The organism is Labrenzia sp. THAF191a, from assembly GCF_009363335.1.
In the GTDB taxonomy this organism is placed as follows: Bacteria; Pseudomonadota; Alphaproteobacteria; order Rhizobiales; family Stappiaceae; genus Roseibium; species Roseibium algicola.
Window position 1 is genome coordinate 4,357,308 of record NZ_CP045333.1, and the last position, 17,623, is coordinate 4,374,930.

14 protein-coding genes are annotated in these 17,623 nt (G+C 57.2%); 7 read left to right on the forward strand and 7 right to left on the reverse strand.

Features of this window, described 5'->3' with window-relative positions:
• The 7 genes from ntrC (at position 1) to hflX (ending at position 9,685) form a co-directional block, all read left to right on the forward strand.
• The gene (ntrC, locus tag FIV05_RS20120; RefSeq protein WP_022998584.1) at positions 1–1,440 is read left to right on the forward strand and encodes a nitrogen regulation protein NR(I); all 1,440 of its coding nucleotides are present in this window, start codon (positions 1–3) and stop codon (positions 1,438–1,440) included.
• Between the two features lie 383 nt (positions 1,441–1,823).
• The gene (locus FIV05_RS20125) at positions 1,824–4,088 is read left to right on the forward strand and encodes a PAS domain-containing sensor histidine kinase (RefSeq protein ID WP_152510741.1); all 2,265 of its coding nucleotides are present in this window, start codon (positions 1,824–1,826) and stop codon (positions 4,086–4,088) included.
• Positions 4,078–5,445, forward strand: a complete 1,368-nt coding sequence (locus tag FIV05_RS20130; protein ID WP_022998586.1) for a sigma-54 dependent transcriptional regulator — start codon at positions 4,078–4,080, stop codon at positions 5,443–5,445. The genes FIV05_RS20125 and FIV05_RS20130 overlap by 11 nt, the downstream gene beginning before the upstream one ends.
• A 50-nt stretch (positions 5,446–5,495) precedes the next feature.
• On the forward strand, positions 5,496–6,872 hold the full coding sequence (trkA, locus tag FIV05_RS20135) for a Trk system potassium transporter TrkA (RefSeq protein WP_022998587.1): 1,377 nt from the start codon (positions 5,496–5,498) through the stop codon (positions 6,870–6,872).
• 103 nt (positions 6,873–6,975) lie between these two features.
• Positions 6,976–7,839 (forward strand): D-amino-acid transaminase, encoded by an 864-nt coding sequence (locus FIV05_RS20140; RefSeq protein WP_022998588.1) that lies wholly within the window; start codon positions 6,976–6,978, stop codon positions 7,837–7,839.
• 187 nt (positions 7,840–8,026) lie between these two features.
• Positions 8,027–8,284: an RNA chaperone Hfq gene (gene hfq / locus FIV05_RS20145; RefSeq protein ID WP_173006241.1), complete on the forward strand. Its 258-nt coding sequence runs from the start codon at positions 8,027–8,029 to the stop codon at positions 8,282–8,284.
• A gap of 120 nt (positions 8,285–8,404) precedes the next feature.
• The gene (gene hflX / locus FIV05_RS20150; protein WP_152511997.1) at positions 8,405–9,685 is read left to right on the forward strand and encodes a GTPase HflX; all 1,281 of its coding nucleotides are present in this window, start codon (positions 8,405–8,407) and stop codon (positions 9,683–9,685) included.
• A gap of 40 nt (positions 9,686–9,725) precedes the next feature.
• Here the strand turns inward: hflX and mazG are convergent, their stop codons facing one another.
• The 7 genes from mazG to FIV05_RS20185 all read right to left on the reverse strand — a co-directional run bounded on the left by mazG (position 9,726) and on the right by FIV05_RS20185 (position 17,585).
• Positions 9,726–10,547, reverse strand: coding sequence for a nucleoside triphosphate pyrophosphohydrolase (mazG, locus tag FIV05_RS20155; protein WP_152510742.1), 822 nt, complete (start codon positions 10,545–10,547; stop codon positions 9,726–9,728).
• A 271-nt stretch (positions 10,548–10,818) separates the two neighbouring features.
• A complete protein-coding gene (locus tag FIV05_RS20160; protein ID WP_152510743.1) occupies positions 10,819–11,964 on the reverse strand; it encodes an ABC transporter permease in 1,146 nt (381 codons plus the stop codon).
• Positions 11,961–12,851, reverse strand: coding sequence for an ABC transporter permease (locus tag FIV05_RS20165; RefSeq protein WP_168693492.1), 891 nt, complete (start codon positions 12,849–12,851; stop codon positions 11,961–11,963). The genes FIV05_RS20160 and FIV05_RS20165 overlap by 4 nt, the downstream gene beginning before the upstream one ends.
• Before the next feature lie 152 nt (positions 12,852–13,003).
• A complete protein-coding gene (locus FIV05_RS20170; protein ID WP_152511999.1) occupies positions 13,004–13,810 on the reverse strand; it encodes an ABC transporter ATP-binding protein in 807 nt (268 codons plus the stop codon).
• Between the two features lie 120 nt (positions 13,811–13,930).
• The gene (gene hydA, locus FIV05_RS20175) at positions 13,931–15,388 is read right to left on the reverse strand and encodes a dihydropyrimidinase (protein WP_152510744.1); all 1,458 of its coding nucleotides are present in this window, start codon (positions 15,386–15,388) and stop codon (positions 13,931–13,933) included.
• A gap of 69 nt (positions 15,389–15,457) precedes the next feature.
• A complete protein-coding gene (locus FIV05_RS20180) occupies positions 15,458–16,228 on the reverse strand; it encodes an endo alpha-1,4 polygalactosaminidase (protein WP_152510745.1) in 771 nt (256 codons plus the stop codon).
• Between the two features lie 100 nt (positions 16,229–16,328).
• Positions 16,329–17,585 carry a Zn-dependent hydrolase gene (locus FIV05_RS20185; protein WP_055654352.1) on the reverse strand — a complete coding sequence of 419 codons (1,257 nt, stop codon included), beginning with the start codon at positions 17,583–17,585 and terminating at the stop codon, positions 16,329–16,331.
• Positions 17,586–17,623: the final 38 nt, after the last annotated feature.

Here is a 17,623-nt window from a genome sequence, read left to right on the forward strand (position 1 = left end):
ATGCCGACGGGCACGATTTTAGTTGCAGACGACGACGCAGCCATCCGCACCGTTCTCAACCAGGCCCTGTCCAGGGCAGGTTATACGGTGCGGCTGACTTCCAACGCCTCAACGCTCTGGAGATGGGTCTCATCCGGCGATGGCGATCTTGTGATCACCGACGTGGTCATGCCGGACGAAAATATCTTCGACGTGCTGCCACGCATGAAAAAGATGCGGCCGGAGTTGCCGGTTCTGGTGATGAGCGCGCAGAACACCTTCATGACGGCCATCAAGGCGTCGGAAAAAGGGGCGTATGAATATCTGCCCAAGCCATTCGACCTGAAGGAGCTGACCAGCATTGTTCAGCGCGCGCTGGAAGAACCGAAGAAGCGGCCGGCTGTCGACCTTGATGATGCGGGTGAGGGCATGCCTCTTGTGGGGCGGTCTCCCGCGATGCAGGAGATCTACCGGGTTCTTGCAAGGTTGATGCAGACCGACCTGACGGTGATGATCAACGGCGAATCCGGTACCGGCAAGGAACTTGTCGCAAGGGCGCTTCATGACTACGGCAAGCGGCGTAACGGACCATTTGTTGCAATCAACATGGCGGCCATTCCACGGGACCTCATCGAAGCCGAGTTGTTCGGTCACGAGAAGGGCGCCTTTACCGGAGCACAGAACCGCAGCTCCGGCCGGTTTGAACAGGCAGATGGCGGTACATTGTTTCTGGACGAAATCGGCGACATGCCGATGGAAGCTCAAACCAGGTTGCTGCGCGTCTTGCAGCAGGGCGAATACACCACTGTCGGTGGTCGCACTCCGATCAAGACGGACGTCAGGATCATTGCTGCCACCAACAAGGACTTGCGGCACCTGATCAACCAGGGCCTCTTCCGCGAAGATCTTTATTTCCGGCTGAATGTGGTTCCAATCCGCCTGCCACCGTTGCGCGAGCGCGTGGAGGACATTCCGGATCTGGTGAGGCACTTCTTTACGCTCGTTGAAAAGGAGGGGCTGCCGGCAAAGCAGATCGACCAGGGAGCGCTCAATCTTCTGCGCCGGTATCGCTGGCCTGGAAACGTTCGCGAGCTGGAGAACCTCGTTCGTCGTTTGGCCGCGCTGTATCCGCAGGACGTGATCAGCGAAAACCTGCTGGAGCAGGAGTTGAGTCAACCTTCGGTCTCGCCGATGGAAGAGGAATCCCAGGAGACCGTCAATCTCGGTGGGTCGGTCGAGCGTTATCTATCCGGCTATTTCGACACGTTCGGAGATGCCTTGCCGCCTCCCGGCCTCTATCACCGCATCCTGAGGGAAGTGGAGTATCCTCTGATCAGCGCAGCATTGGCGGCGACGCGCGGTAACCAGATCAAGGCGGCAGAGCTTCTCGGGGTCAACCGGAACACACTGCGCAAGAAGATCCGGGATCTCGACATCCAGGTGATGCGGTCCACCCGATAGTCTTTTCAGGACAGGTGGCAAATTGCTGCGGTCAGGCCGAAAGGTCTGGCCGCTTTTTTGTTCCAGGTGCAGGTTGTCGTGACGAGTGGTCTAGTGATTCACAGAGTGGGAAACCGCTAAGGAGAGAATTTCGTCCTCAATATCAGCCTGGTTTCATGGGTTCATCTGAAGGAAAATTCCAATTTCAGGCAGGGCATTCATTTTGTGAATGCTGCAAAAAAAGAATAACGAATTCAGATGTGTGCGATAAAGTGATCGCCTGTCCACCGCAAATTTTCTGCGCCTCTTCTGGTCTGTCGCAATTTCGCAACATTGTGTGATAAGTTTGCCGCAAATACAGCAAGACAGTCCGCATTTGGCGAGCTGAAATCAAAAGAGACCGAATGATACTGGAAGCAGTACAAGAACCCGTCGCTCAATCCAGCGCCGCAGGCAAATTCTGGCGGCGTGTGGGTCTTGCGATCATCCTGCTTGCCCTCGTATCCATCGGTGTCACCTTCGTTATCCTGATGGGGTTGACATCCATCGATCCCACGCGTGAAGTCATCATGGTCGCAATGACCATAAATGGTGCGCTCGCGGCAATTCTCGTGGGTGTCATCGCCTTCGAGATCCTGAAGTTGTGGCAAGCGCGGCGGCGCGGACGGGCTGCTGCTCGCCTTCATGTGCGGGTCGTGGCCCTGTTCAGCGTGGTTGCGGCTGTGCCGGCCGTTCTCATGGCCATTCTGGCGGCGATCACGCTGGACCGCGGCCTTGATCGCTGGTTCGAGGACCGTACGCGTCAGATCATCGACAACGCCCTGACCGTCGCTCAGGCCTATCTTCAGGAACACGCCAGAGTTCTGCGCGGCGACCTGATCGCCATGACCAACGATATCGACCGGGCGAAGGCGGTTTATGAATTCGAGCCGACCCGTTTCGATCAGTTCTTTGCCACGCAGGTTTCGCTTCGCGGTATCCTCGCGGCCTTTATCCTGAACGAGAACGGCGAGGTGGTTACCCGCGTCGTCATAGATCCCAACGCGGAAGTGCCGCTGCCGCCTGCCGACAGTTTCTTCAAGGCGAAATCCGGGGATCCGATCCTGATCGCGCCTGGAAGTTCCAACCTTGTCGGCGGTGTCATGAAACTGTCCGCCTATGACAATTTCTATCTCTATGCCGTTCGCGCCATAGATCCGCGCGTTGTCGAATATCTGCGTCTTGCCGAGACGGGTGCTTCGCAATACCAGCAAATGGAGAATAGCCGTTTTGGCGTCCAGGTGGCCTTTGCTCTGGTCTATCTCGGCGTCGCGCTGGTGTTGCTCTTGTCGGCAATTTGGATAGGTTTCGGGTTTGCCAATCGGCTTGTGTCGCCGATCCGAACGTTGATTTCGGCAGCGGACGAGGTGTCCAAAGGCAATCTTGTCGTCAAGGTTCCGACCGAGAAATCCGGTGGCGACCTCGCCAACCTGGGCGAAACCTTCAACAAGATGACCGGTCAGCTTCTCGGCCAGCGTGATGCGCTTCTGGCGGCGAACGAACAGATCGACCGCCGCCGACGCTTCAACGAAGCGGTTCTTTCCGGAGTGTCCACCGGCGTCATTGGCGTTGACGATGAAGCCTCGATCATGCTGATCAACCGCTCCGCCCTCGAATTGCTGCAGCTGGATGAAGTGCAGATACTCAACAAGTCTCTGATCGAGGTGGTGCCGGAGCTGAACGACTGCATTTCCGATGTCTTGAAGAATGACAGTGACAGGGTTCCGGAAACGCAGATCGAGATTGCGCGGGGCGGACGGCTGCGGACGATCAACGTGCGTATAACGAGGGAGCAGTCTACTCGGCGTGAGCATGGTTTTGTGGTGACGCTTGACGACATTACAGATCTGGTTTCGGCACAGCGCAATTCGGCCTGGGCGGATGTTGCCCGGCGCATCGCGCATGAGATCAAGAATCCGCTGACACCGATCCAGCTCTCGGCAGAACGCATCCGTCGCCGCTACGGCAAACGCATCGAGGAGGACCGGGAAGTCTTCGATCAATGCATCGACACCATTGTTCGGCAGGTGGGCGATATCGGCCAGATGGTGGACGAGTTCTCGTCCTTCGCCCGTATGCGCAAGCCAACGAAGACATCTGGAGATCTGCGCGAGGCGGTGCGCGATGCAGCGTTCATGCAGTCGGTGGCAAATCCGGAAATCAGCGTTACCGCGGATGTTCCGTCCAGTCCGGTAACGGCCGTCTTTGACGCGCGCCTGGTTGGCCAGGCCCTGACCAATGTGGTCAAGAATGCTGCAGAGGCGGTGAGTGCGCGTATCGGAGACGATTTGCCCAAAGGCAAGGTGACCGTGCATTTGCGCGGTGAACTGGAAGACGGCAGCGGCCGGATCGTGATTGATGTCATCGACAATGGCATCGGGCTGCCGGAAGAAAATCGCAGCCGGCTTTTGGAACCCTATATGACAACCCGGGAGAAGGGGACGGGCCTTGGCCTTGCCATCGTCCGCAAGATCCTGGAAGACCACGGCGGTGGCATCGAATTGCTCGACGCCCCCAAAACCAACCCAGAGGACACGGGCACGCTCGTTCGACTGACATTGGCAGCACATGCCGAGATCGAGCCGGAGACCGACCTGCAAAACCAGACTGTGACTGCCCATGGCGCATGATATTCTTGTCGTAGACGACGAAACCGATATTCGCGAAATGATTGCCGGCATCCTGGATGATGACGGTTATGGAACGCGGACCGCGCACGATTCAGACAGCGCCCTGGCCGCAGTGAAGGAGCGCAAGCCTTCGCTTGTCATTTTGGATATCTGGTTGATGGGAAGCCGCCTCGACGGCCTCGCCCTGCTCGATATCTTCCGTGAAACGGATCCTGAAATGCCGGTCGTGATCATCTCAGGTCACGGCAACATTGAAACAGCGGTCTCTGCCATCAAGCGCGGGGCCTACGATTACATCGAAAAGCCGTTCAAGGCAGACCGGCTGGTTCATATCGTCGAACGTGCTCTGGAAGCTTCCAGCCTGAAACGTGAAATCCGCGATCTGAAGCAGCGCAGCGGCGAAACCAGCGAAATCATTGGCAACTCCTCGGCTGCCCACAACCTTCGGCAAACCATCCAGAAGATTGCGGGAACGAACAGTCGCATCCTGATTGTCGGTCCTTCCGGTGCGGGCAAGGAACGTGCTGCCCGGATGATCCACGACATGTCGCCGCGTGCCAAAAGCCCGTTCGTTGTGCTGAACGCTGCAACCATCACGCCGTCGCGGATGGAAGAAGAACTTTTCGGCATCGAGGATGAGAACGGCAATCTACGCAAGATTGGTGCGCTCGAAGAAGCACACGGCGGTACGCTTTACCTCGACGAAGTCGCCGACATGCCCGCCGAAACCCAGGGGAAAATCCTGCGGGTTCTCGTAGAGCAGAGCTTCGCCCGTGTTGGTGGCACACAGAAGGTTCAGGTCGACATTCGCATCCTGTCCTCGACATCGAAAAATCTCGAGGAACACATTGCATCGGGCCTGTTCCGGCAGGATCTCTACCACCGTCTGAGCGTGGTTCCCCTGCGTGTGCCCGGTCTTGCAGAACGGCGTGAGGATATTCCGGTATTGGTGCATCACTTCATGCACCAGATTTCCGGTGCTTCGGGCATTCCGCAAAGGCCTATCGGTGATGACGCCATGGCGGTTCTGCAAACGCATGACTGGCCGGGCAACGTGCGTCAGCTACGCAACAACGTCGAACGTCTGATGATTCTGAGCCGTGGCGATCCGGACAGCACCATCACCGCGGACCTGCTGCCAGCGGAAATCGGCGAAACTCTGCCGAGCCTGCCCACGTCAGGTACGGGAGAACACCTGATGTCCGTGCCTCTTCGCGAGGCCCGGGAGATCTTCGAGCGTGAATATCTTCAGGCCCAAATCAAGAGATTTGACGGGAACATCTCGCGGACTGCCGAATTTGTCGGTATGGAACGCTCTGCGCTTCACCGGAAGCTGAAAACCCTGGGCATGACCTGAGGTACTTCGGGAAGCGATAGGTAACGGCAAGGCGGGAAAGGGATCTTTCCATGAAAATCGTGATTTGTGGCGCGGGGCAGGTGGGCTACGGCATTGCCGAGCGTCTGGCTGCGGAACAGAACGACGTGTCCGTTATCGATTCTTCTCCCCAACTGATCAACGCCATTGGCGATCAGCTGGACGTGCGTGGCTTTGTCGGGCACGGCGCACATCCGGACGTTCTTGCACAGGCCGGGGCCGAAGAGGCCGACATGATTGTTGCCGTCACGCTTTATGACGAGGTCAACATGGTGGCCTGTCAGGTGGCGCATTCGCTCTTCAACGTTCCCACGAAGGTCGCCCGTATCCGGGCGCAGTCCTATTTGCAGGGGCGCTGGCGCAATTTGTTTTCGCGCGATCACATGCCGATCGACGTGATCATCTCGCCTGAAATCGAAGTTGGCGAGATGGTGCTGCGCCGTCTGGCGCTTCCAGGCGCCGTCGAGACTGTCAGGTTTGCCGACGATCAGGTTGTTGTTGTCGGGATCATGTGCGAGGAGGACTGCCCGGTTGTGGACACTCCCTTGCGCCAGCTTACTGAACTCTTCCCGGACCTTGGGGCCGTTGTCGTCGGCCTTTATCGCAATAACAGGCTGTTTGTTCCAAAGAGCAGTGATTCCATTCTGACGGGTGATCTTGCCTATGTGGTTGCCCGCCGCGACCAGGTTCGCAGAACGCTGAGCATTTTCGGCCACGAGGAACCGGAAGCGGCCCGTGTCGTGATTTGTGGTGGTGGCAACATCGGGCTCTATGTCGCCAAGGCGCTTGAACAGCGTCAGTCCGGAACGAAGATCAAGCTTATCGAAGCTTCCCGTGAGCGGGCGATGGCTGTTGCCGATGAGTTGAAGCGATCGGTCATCCTGCATGGCAGCGCGCTGGATCAGACGATCCTGAATGAAGCCGATGCCGGCGATGCCGATACCATGGTGGCTCTCACCAACGAGGATGAAGTCAACATTCTGTCTTCCGTCATGGCGAAGAAGCTTGGCTGCAAACGCTCCTTGTCGCTGTTGAACAATCCGAGTTACCCGGCTTTTGCCAATGCGCTGGGGATTGATGCGTTTATCAACCCGCGCGCCGTAACCATCTCTCGTATTCTCCAGCACGTGCGACGTGGTCGTATCCGCGGCGTTCATTCGCTTCAGAACGGGGCTGCGGAAATTGTCGAGGCGGAAGCGCTAGATACGTCGCCGCTGGTCGGCAAGCCGCTTAGGGTTATCGATCTGCCGTCCGGTATCCGCATTGGTGCGGTTTTCCGCGGCGGCGAGGTGCTTACGCCTAATGGTGACCTGCAGATCCAGGCGCAAGACCGTATCGTGATCTTCGCGGTTGCGAACCGCGTGCGTCAGGTAGAACAGATGTTCCGCGTCAGCCTTGACTTCTTTTAAGGCTGAGTGGCTTCTTTCTGGCCTTGCTTTTGTCTGACCGAAAGGTCAAAACTTTCAAAAATACCAATCGGTTCGTTTCGAACCGTCCTGTTCTGGAGGAACCATGAGCCGGATTGCCTATGTCAACGGCCAGTATGTACGTCATGCCGATGCTGCGGTGCATGTTGAAGACCGCGGTTATCAGTTTGCCGATGGCGTTTATGAAGTCTGTGAAGTCTGGCAGGGCAAGATCGTCGACGTTCCGCGCCATCTGGACCGCCTTGGCCGGTCCTTGAGTGAGCTGCGCATAGACTGGCCAATGGCTCGCAACGCCGTGGAATTCGTGCTGCATCAGGTAGTCCGTCGGAATCTGGTTCGCAACGGACTGGTTTATATCCAGGTGACGCGCGGTGTTTCCAAGCGCGATCACTTCTTCCCGCCGGCGCACGTTGCGCCGTCGATCGTTGTGACCGCCCGTTCGTCCAGCCCGACTGCTGCCAAGGCACAGGCCGAACAGGGTATCTCGGTGTTCAGTTATCCGGAAAACCGTTGGCCGCGCGTTGATATCAAGACCGTTGCGCTTTTGCCGAACGTGCTGGCGAAACAGAACGCCAAGGAACAGGGCGGCAAGGAAGCCTGGTATGTGGATGCCGACGGCAATGTCACCGAAGGCGGATCGACCAACGCCTGGATCGTTACCAAGGAAGGCGTTTTGGTCACCCGGCCGGCCGAGAGCGGGATCCTGCGCGGTATCACACGCGCCGTGGTTCTCGATCTCGTCCAAAAGGAAGGGCTGACGTTTGAGGAAAGACCGTTTAGCCTTGAGGAAGCTTTCGATGCGAAGGAAGCATTCGTCACGGCAGCGACGACTGTCGTGATGCCTGTGACACGTTTGGACGGCAGGATTATCGGAAACGGTCATCCTGGATCGGTGGCAACCCGATTGCGCGAATTGTTCCATACTGCTACTGATTTGCAGGCGGTATGATTCGATTGGCCTTATTGGGTCGAAAGTACGAAACTATTTTAGACCGAGGCAGACGGTCTTGACTGGTGGGCTATACGAAAAGCGGGCGGTGCGTCAAACATAAGTCATTGATACTGAACGGCTTTTGACGGTAGGCTGCTGAAACGCCGGATGCTCGGCCGCATCCGGGGCAAATAGGATAAAAAGACTGATGGCTGAGCGCGCACAAAATCTCCAAGACACTTTTCTTAATCACGTTCGCAAGCAAAAAACTCCTCTGACGATTTTTCTGATCAACGGTGTGAAATTGCAGGGTGTCGTGACATGGTTCGACAACTTCTGCGTTCTGCTGCGTCGTGATGGGCATTCCCAGCTGGTTTACAAACACGCGATTTCCACAATTATGCCAAACGGACCTGTTCAACTGTTCGATCAGGCTGAGGAAAACGCTGAAAAGGCAAGCTGATTGAAACCGAAGTCTCGCGCAGACGATTTTTCTAAATCCAACGGTTCCGAGGAACCTGGTCAGAAATCTCTAAGGTTGAAAGATACTGGGGTAGACCGTCTGCCCCAGCCCTTCCGTGCGATGATTCTGGAGCCGGTTCTGCAGTTGCGTGGCGAATCCGCGCAGACAGAACTTCGCGGCAATCGCAGCCCGGAAGCGCGGCTGGAAGAAGCCCTCGGCCTCAGTGCTGCCATCAATCTCAATATCGCGCATTCCGGCGTTGTCCGGGTCAACAATCCCAAGCCTGCAACCCTGTTTGGCGATGGCAAGGTTGCCGAGCTTGCCGGGATCGTTGCAAGCGAGGATCTGGATCTCGTTGTCATAGATCATCCGCTCACCCCGGTTCAGCAGCGCAACCTTGAACGCCGGCTGAAGACCAAGGTCATCGACCGCACAGGTCTTATCCTGGAGATCTTTGGCGATAGGGCCCGCACCAAGGAAGGTCGGCTTCAGGTCGATCTGGCGCATCTGACCTGGCAGAAGAGCCGTCTCGTCCGCTCCTGGACCCACCTTGAGCGCCAGCGCGGCGGCGCAGGTTTCATGGGTGGTCCGGGTGAAACCCAGATCGAGGCCGACCGGCGCCAGATTCAGGACCGGATCATTGCGTTGCAGAAACAGCTGGAACAGGTTCGCCGGACGCGTGACCTGCACCGCAAGAAACGCAAGAAAATTCCGCAGCCGGTTGTTGCGCTGGTCGGTTATACCAATGCCGGTAAATCGACGCTTTTCAATCGGATGACCGAATCTGACGTTTTTGCCAAGGATCTTCTGTTCGCCACGCTCGATCCGACCTTGCGCAAGGTAGCCTTGCCGCATGGTAAGGAAGTCATCCTGTCGGATACGGTGGGGTTCATCTCCGATCTTCCGACCCATCTGGTCGCCGCATTCCGGGCGACGCTGGAAGAGGTGCTTGAAGCGGATCTCATCCTGCATGTGCGGGACATTTCGCATCCGGACACCGAAGCGCAGGCAGAAGACGTCAAGAAGACGCTGACCGATCTTGGTGTTGACGCGTTGACGGGCGCGCCGATCATCGAAGTCTGGAACAAGATCGACTGCCTTGATCCGGCTTACCGCGACAAGTTGCTGGAAGATGCCGGTGAAGAGGGGCCGATTGCCCTTTCCGCGCTGACCGGCGAAGGGATCGAGCAGCTTTATGCCCGTGTCGATGCTTTCATGGCGCAGCACGACGACATCCTGACTGTGAAGATCCCTGTTGCCGATGGCGCTTTGCTGGCGAAACTTTATCAGATGGCAGAGGTGCTGGAACGCACCGATGCCGAAGATTTCGTAACGGCGGAAGTGCGCGTTTCCGACAAGCAACGTGGCCCGTTTCGCGAGCTTTATGCCGCTTATCTTTAGCTAGTCTGAAGGAAAGCCGGAACGAGCCGAGCAGGGGGAACTATTTGTTCTTCGCTGCCTGCCAGGCTGCTTCCATCTCATCCAGCGTCATCGCTTCAAGTGTCGTGTCCGTTTTCACTGCGTGATCTTCTATGGCTGCAAAACGCTTGCGGAATTTCCGGTTTGTACGCCTGAGAGATTCTTCCGGATCGATGTCCAGATGCCGGGCGAGGTTTGCAAGCGCGAACAACGTGTCGCCGAGTTCGTCGGAGATCCGGTCTTTGTCCGGAGCGGATTTGGCGAGTTCCTCGTCGAGTTCGTGGGTTTCTTCTCTGATCTTGTCCAGAACCAGTCTGGCATCGTTCCAGTCAAAACCAACCCTTGAAGCCCGTCGCTGCAGCTTTTCGGCTTCCTGAAGGGCCGGAAAGGCGGTCGGGACGTCGTCGAGAAAGCCCTTTTGCGCTTCTTCCATGCCGAGCGCTTCCCTGGCGGCTCGCTTTTCCGCTCGCTCTTCAGCCTTGATCCGTTCCCAGATACCTTTGACCAGTTCCGGTTTTTCTCCGTTTTCGTCACCGAAAACATGCGGGTGCCTGCGGATCAGTTTTTTTGTAATGGCTTCGACCACATCGCCAAAGTCAAAGTGGTCGTCTTCTTCAGCCATGCGTGCATGGTAGACGACCTGAAGCAACAGATCGCCGAGCTCCTCGCGCAGTTCCACCAGATCGTTCTTGGCAATGGCGTCCGCGACTTCGTAGGCCTCTTCCAGCGTATAGGGCGCGATGGTCGCGAACGTCTGTTCCAGATCCCAGGGACAACCGGTCACAGGTTTTCTGAGCGCTGCCATGATTTCGATAAGGCGGGAAATGTCGCGGCTGGGTTTCATTGTCGGTCCGTTACTAGAATGAGGTATGCGTCAATAATGCCAAGTCTTGAGCTTAAAATACGAGAGCATTATCGAACCGATTAATCCCAAGATGGCGACAGTCACCCTAAAAATCTTGAAGGGTTTGGAACCGCCCTCGACTACTCCATTGGCTGACTTTTTCCTTTGCCCACGTGCTCGCAAGTCGAGAAGCTTAGACATTACAAAAGCGCAGCCCAATACGATCACGACTAGTGCGACCACAAAGTCAGTTGAAAAAAATGCTGGCAAATCACCCCCTGACGGACGGATGCCAGAACGTGACAGCGCGTTCCAGGAGTGCGACGAGGCCGTAGAATAGCGATCCGGCGAGGGCGGCAACGGCGATTTCTGCCCAGACCATATCGACATTCATGCGGCCGACCTCCGTGGAGATACGGAAGCCCATGCCGACAATCGGTGTGCCGAAGAATTCAGCGACAATCGCGCCGATCAGGGCGAGCGTCGAATTGATCTTCAGCGCATTGAAGATGAAGGGCATGGCCATCGGCAGACGCAGCTTGAAAAGCGTCTGCCAGTAGTTGGAGGCATAGGTGCGCATCAGGTCGCGTTGCATCGCATCAGACGCGGCGAGACCTGATACCGTGTTCACAAGCATCGGGAAGAAGGTCATGATGATCACGACCGCAGCCTTGGACGGCCAGTCGAAGCCGAACCACATCACCATGATGGGGGCGACACCGATGATCGGCAGTGCAGACACCAGATTGCCGATCGGCAGCAGGCCGCGGCGAAGGAACGGCACCCGGTCCACCAGAATGGCAGTGATGAACGCCGAACCACAGCCGATGGCGTAACCGGCCAGAACGGCTTTCAGGAAAGTCTGGCGAAAGTCAGCCCACAATGTTGGTCCGGAATTGGTCAGGCGCACCCATATTTCGGAAGGGGCTGGCAGCAGAACCTTCGGAACGCCCGCGCCGGTGACCACGATTTGCCAAAGTACCAGAAGGGTAATGCCAAAGAGTGCCGGAATGGCGAGGTTGATGAGCCGGGCTGCAAGTGGCGACAGGTTGCGCCATGTGGCAAGTCGCTCAACGAAGAGCCAGGCCGCTGCCCAGGTTGCTGCTACCAGGGCCCAGAAACCGAGCGTGGCCTGCCCGACGTGGTGCGAGGAGGTTGAGATCAGCAGCCAGGCAGCAATGGCGGTAATGATGCCGAGGACAACGTCTCCAAAGGGGTTGCGCATGAAGCCTAGTTCGTAGCGCACACCGGCGACTGCCAGGATGACCAGGCAAAGGGCAAGACGCGGTACATCCATGATGCCGTAGTCCGGTCCGAAGATCGGACTGAACAGGCCAATTACCACCATGGCTACGATGAACCAGGCCAACAGTGCCGGCATATCGAGGCGGCTCTTTTTTTCGGTCATGGTGCTCATCCGGCCATCCCCATGCGTTTCAGCGTGCGCTTCTCGATCATGCCTATCAGGGCAACCAGGGACCCGGCCAAAAAGGCGGCCATCAGAAGTGCCGACCAGATCTGGACAGTTTGGCCGTAGTAGGAGCCGGCAAGCAAACGCGCGCCAAGACCGGCCACGGCACCGGTCGGCAGTTCACCGACGATCGCTCCGACGAGAGAGGCAGCCATGCCGATTTTCATCGATGTGAAAAGGTAGGGCACTGCATAGGGCAGGCGCAGTTTCCAGAACGCCTGGAAGCGTGTCGCCGAATAGGTGTGCATCAGGTCCATGTGAATGACTTCAGGTGATCTCAGTCCCTTCACCATGCCGACCGTGACCGGGAAGAAGGACAGGTAGGTGGAGATCATGGCTTTGGGCAGCAAACCTGAGATACCAACAGCGTTGAGAACGACGATGATCATCGGCGCGATGGCCAGAATGGGAATGGTTTGCGAGGAAATGACCCACGGCATCAATGATTTGTCGAGAACACGCGAATGAACGATGCCAATTGCCAGAAGAATGCCGAGTGTCGTGCCGATCAGAAACCCGAGGAGCGTCGAAGAGAGTGTGATGCCCGTATGATAGACCAGCGACCGCTTTGACGTGATCTTCTTGTTTACAGTCGTGTCCCAGATTTCCACAATCACCTGGTGCGGCGCAGGCAGGACCGGGCGCTCCTGGTAAAGCGTATCGGTGACAAGTTGAGAGAACCCGACATCACTTTGTCCGGCACGCTCATACATGTCTTTTTGGAATGGGGTGTTGAGTGCGACTGCGGCGACATACCAGAGCGCTATGATCGCCAAGACGACGACGGTGACCGGACCGACCGTTCCAGACATCAGACCGGCAAATGGGTTCATGCTACGGGTCTGCGAAAGAGAGGCGTCAGTCATGAATCCGCGCCTTTCCCGCAATCGCAGAAATGCGTTGCCAAACCCTGATCGCAAGACCATCGAGGGCCTGGATTTCCACGGCAGGGTCGACATCAACAAATGTCGCGGGTCGATGCGAATTAGTCTTCATAGGAGTGCCCTGCCTTCAGTCCATCGCGCACCCGGTGGGCGATTTTCAGGAACTCCGGTGTCTCGCGAATATCAAGACTGCGGTCGCGAGGCAGATCGCTTTCGATCACGTCGTAGATACGGCCCGGGCGCGGGCACAGCACGACGATCTTGGTCGACAGGAACACCGCTTCCGGGATCGAGTGGGTTACGAAGACAACGGTCTTGTTGGTCTTGGCCCAAAGCTGCAGCAATTGTTCGTTGAGATGGTCGCGGACGATTTCGTCGAGCGCACCGAAAGGTTCGTCCATCAGGAGCAGATCCGGCTCGACGGCGAGGGCGCGGGCGATCGACGCGCGCTGCTGCATGCCGCCTGAAAGCTGCCAGGGATACTTCTTTTCGAAGCCGGTGAGGTTCACCAACTCCATGTTTCGGGCAATCCGCTGTTGCTGCTCAGCCTTTGAAAGCCCCATGATTTCGAGAGGCAATGCCACGTTCTTGGCAATCGTGCGCCAGGGATAAAGGGCGGCAGCCTGAAAGACATAACCATAGGCCCGATTGAGGCGTGCTTGTTCCGGAGAGACACCATTGACCGTGATGGACCCCGCGGTCGGCTTTTCAAGATCGGCGATGACCCTGAGCAACGTGGTCTTGCCGCAACCCGACGGACCGATGAAGGAAACGAAGTCTCCCTCTTCGATCTTCAGATCGATGTCTGAAAGCGCGTGAACCGGGCCGTCGTTGGTCTCGAATGTTAGCGAGAGGTTCTCGATATCGATCACCCGGTTCGGGCTGGCGCTTTGTTTGTTTTCCACCATTTCGGTGTCCTTTGCGCTGGCAAGTGCAGTCATCAAGTTCCTCGCGGCACGAGTCGGGTCCGGATTGACGTGTTCGTTTCTTGAAGGCCCCGCCTGTTGGAAAGGCGGGGCCGGATTGGATCAGACGCCGCTGGCGGGAATGCCGGTGCGTTCCACCTTACGCGGTGCCGTCAGTTCCTTCCACGTGCTTAGCGCCTTGTTGACGGCCTGATACGGCTTGCGGGCGACAAATTCGCCATGACCCTGGCTGTGGTTGACGGTGCCGTCTTCCACCGCAACGCGGCCACGGGTGAGTGTGTAGCGCGGCAGCCCCTTGACGGCCTTGCCTTCGAAGACGTTGTAGTCGATGGCGGACTGTTGGCTGGAGGCGGAAATGGTTTTCGATTTTTCCGGATCCCAGACGACAAGATCGGCATCTGCGCCAACCAGAATTGCTCCTTTTTTCGGATAGATATTCAAGATCTTTGCAATATTGGTTGAAGTGACTGCGACGAATTCGTTGGGCGTCAGGCGACCTGTATTCACGCCATATGTCCACAACATCGGCATGCGGTCTTCAAGACCACCGGTGCCGTTCGGGATTTTGGTGAAATCGCCAACACCAGTGCGCTTCTGATCGGTGGAAAATGCGCAATGGTCGGTCGCAACCACCTGCAAGGAGCCGGACGCGAGACCTGCCCAGAGGCTGTCCTGGTGTTTCTTGTCGCGGAACGGAGGCGACATGACCCTGCGTGCGGCGTGGTCCCAGTCGGCGTGCTCGTATTCGCTGTCATCCAGCGTCAGATGCTGGATAAGCGGTTCGCCATAGGCGCGGATGCCGTTCTGGCGAGCCCGGCGAATGGCCTCATGTGCCTGTTCCGAAGACGTGTGAACGATATAGACCGGTACACCAGCCATATCCGCAATCATGATCGCGCGATTGGTTGCCTCGCCTTCCACTTCCGGCGGACGGGAATAAGCATGTGCTTCGGGGCCGTTGTTGCCTTCCGCCAGCAGCTTTTGCTGCAAGGTGGCGACGACATCACCGTTTTCCGCGTGCACGAGAGGCAGGGCGCCAAGCTCGGCGCAGCGTGAGAACGAGGCGAACATCTCGTCGTCATTCACCATCAGGGCGCCCTTGTAGGCCATGAAGTGCTTGAACGTGTTGATGCCCTTCTGCTGGACGATAGTCTGCATGTCATTGAAGACCTGTTCGCCCCACCAGGTGATCGCCATATGGAAGGAATAGTCGCAATGGGCCATCGATGACTTGTTGTCCCACATCTGCAGCGCTTCCAGCAGCGACTGGCCGGGCGAGGGCAGGGCGAAATCAACGACCATGGTTGTGCCACCGGCCAACGCGGCGCGTGTGCCGCTGTCGAAATTGTCCGAAGAGAATGTGCCCATGAACGGCATTTCGAGGTGGGTGTGCGGATCGATGCCACCCGGCATGATGTAACAGCCGGTCGCATCCAGGGTTTTGTCACCGGACAGGTTGGGTCCGATTTCGACAATGCGGCCGCCTTCGATTTTCACATCGGCTTCGTAGGAAAGATCGGCAGTTACAACCGTACCGCCCTTGATCACTTTGCTGGCCATTTGTGTTCCCCTTCTCGTTTGTTCACTCGTCCGGTGTGTTGCGCCGGAAATTTCCTTCGTCAGCCTGCCTCATGGACAGGTTTGTACCGGTGATGTCAGATCCCGGTCTTTCAGGATCATTGCAATGTTCTGCTGCGCTGCGACTTCGCAGGCTTCTTGAAAGTCTATCGGCCGGTCCGTGTATTCTGCATCGAAGATCGGCTTGCCTGCCCGGACATAGGCGTTGACGTCGTCGCACCATTTGTCCTGAAAACAGCTTTCGGCGATCAGGAAGTCCATGTGGTTGATCAGATCGGCAGTCAGGTCGGGCACATTCTTCTGCCCGATGCCGAGATCGAGAGAATGGGCAATGGCGGCCAGTCTGGCGACATAGGCAACAACGTCGTCTGCGGTGATCGGAAACCCGCTGTCGTTGTCATGAACGTCCATGTTGTCAGGTTCAATCGCGTCGAAACCCTCGTTCTTGCAAGCTTCGAAACGGGATTTCATGATGGGAAGCAGGACATCAAGGCGGCGGATATCGAGAAAACGCTCGTCCGGCCAGTCTTCGTAGGTTTTGCCGAGCACGTCATCCGGAAATACCTTGAAGTCCTCGGAGGTATTTTCCAGGGTTCCGATGCTGACATAGCAAATGGTGCGGACACCTTTTTGCCTGAGAGCTGCCAGATCCTCCGGTGTCACCAGGTCGGGGTGCAGATCCAGAACCCTGACATTCCTGTCGAGATCGACCGGCTCAGTGAGTTGCCAGTCCCAGCTGTCGCCAACGGAAAAGGCAAAGGCAGGTACTGCGGCCCAAAACTGGGCGCAGACCATTGCCAATGCCTTTCCGTTAAAAGTCATGTTCCTCTCATTTCCCTGTAACGGGCCTCGGTTCAGGTCCGGGGCAGCCAGGTGTTTGCTCAATCCCGTCGCTGACGCGACAGGTTGGCCGATGTTTGTGCTATTCTACGATCCCCGCAGTCTCGACCACCGCGTGGAACAAGACGTCAGCACCCGCTTTCGCCCAATCCTTGGAGATCTCTTCTGCCTCGTTGTGCGACAGACCGTCGACACAAGGGCACATGATCATCGCAGTCGGCGCGACCTTGTTGATCCAGCAGGCGTCGTGACCGGCGCCGGAGATGATGTTTTGATGGGAATATCCGAGACGCTCGGCAGCGTTGCGAACCGCCTCGACGCATCCCTTGTCGAATTCTACCGGGTCGAAACCGCCGACCTTTTCAAATTCGACGTCCAGTCCCATGTCATCGCAGATCTTCTTGGCGCCTGTCTTCAGGCGATCTTCCATATCCTTGATGACGGCAAGATCCGGAGAGCGGAAATCGATCGTGAACACAGCCTTGCCGGGGATCACGTTTCGTGAATTCGGGAAAACCTCGATGTGGCCGGCTGCACCCACGGCATGTGGAGCATGCGACCAGGCGATTTCATCGACCAGTTCCAGAATACGAGCCATGCCGAGGCCGGCATTCTTGCGCATGGGCATCGGTGTGGAGCCCGTGTGGCTGTCCTTGCCGGTTACCGTCACTTGCGTCCAGGAAAGGCCCTGGCCGTGGGTCACGACACCAATATCCTTGCCCTCGGCTTCCAGGATCGGACCCTGTTCGATGTGGAGTTCGAACATTGCGTGCATCTTGGTCTTGCGTGCACCGACTTCTTCATCACCAACCCAGCCGATGCGCTTCAACTCATCGCCGAACTTTAGGCCTTCGTGGTCGGCCCGGTCATAGGCCCAGTCCTGTGTATGAACACCTGCAAAGACGCCAGACGCAAGCATTGCCGGTGCAAAGCGAGTGCCTTCCTCGTTGGTCCAGTTGGTGACCACGATCGGGTGTTTGGTCTTGATGCCGAGATCGTTCATGGTTCGGATGACTTCGAGTCCTCCGAGCACACCAAGAACGCCGTCATACTTGCCGCCGGTCGGCTGAGTATCGAGGTGTGAGCCGACATAGACGGGCAGGGCGTCCGGGTCTGTTCCCGGCCGGGTCATGAACATGTTGCCCATGGTGTCGACAGCCATGGTCATGCCGGCTTCCTCGCACCATTTCTGGAACAGCTTGCGGCCCTCGGCGTCGGCATCGGTCAGGGTCTGGCGATTGTTGCCACCGGCAACACCCGGACCGACCTTTGCCATCTCCATCAGACTGTCCCAGAGGCGTTCTGCGTTGATCCTCAGGTTTTCGCCGGGGGCTGCCATGCTTGTGTCTCCTAAAACGTGTCTTTGTCTCTTGTCTT

Excerpts from the sequence above, each read along its gene's own strand:
- mazG (WP_152510742.1), bottom strand. The coding sequence starts at position 10,547 with ATGAAACCCAGCCGCGACATTTCCCGCCTTATCGAAATCATGGCAGCG.
- FIV05_RS20185 (WP_055654352.1), bottom strand. The coding sequence starts at position 17,585 with ATGGCAGCCCCCGGCGAAAACCTGAGGATCAACGCAGAACGCCTCTGG.
- FIV05_RS20125 (WP_152510741.1), top strand. The coding sequence starts at position 1,824 with ATGATACTGGAAGCAGTACAAGAACCCGTCGCTCAATCCAGCGCCGCA.
- FIV05_RS20170 (WP_152511999.1), bottom strand. The coding sequence starts at position 13,810 with ATGGTGGAAAACAAACAAAGCGCCAGCCCGAACCGGGTGATCGATATC.
- hydA (WP_152510744.1), bottom strand. The coding sequence starts at position 15,388 with ATGGCCAGCAAAGTGATCAAGGGCGGTACGGTTGTAACTGCCGATCTT.
- FIV05_RS20160 (WP_152510743.1), bottom strand. The coding sequence starts at position 11,964 with ATGAGCACCATGACCGAAAAAAAGAGCCGCCTCGATATGCCGGCACTG.
- FIV05_RS20180 (WP_152510745.1), bottom strand. The coding sequence starts at position 16,228 with ATGACTTTTAACGGAAAGGCATTGGCAATGGTCTGCGCCCAGTTTTGG.
- hflX (WP_152511997.1), top strand. The coding sequence starts at position 8,405 with ATGATTCTGGAGCCGGTTCTGCAGTTGCGTGGCGAATCCGCGCAGACA.
- ntrC (WP_022998584.1), top strand. The coding sequence starts at position 1 with ATGCCGACGGGCACGATTTTAGTTGCAGACGACGACGCAGCCATCCGC.
- trkA (WP_022998587.1), top strand. The coding sequence starts at position 5,496 with ATGAAAATCGTGATTTGTGGCGCGGGGCAGGTGGGCTACGGCATTGCC.
- FIV05_RS20165 (WP_168693492.1), bottom strand. The coding sequence starts at position 12,851 with ATGAACCCATTTGCCGGTCTGATGTCTGGAACGGTCGGTCCGGTCACC.
- FIV05_RS20140 (WP_022998588.1), top strand. The coding sequence starts at position 6,976 with ATGAGCCGGATTGCCTATGTCAACGGCCAGTATGTACGTCATGCCGAT.
- FIV05_RS20130 (WP_022998586.1), top strand. The coding sequence starts at position 4,078 with ATGGCGCATGATATTCTTGTCGTAGACGACGAAACCGATATTCGCGAA.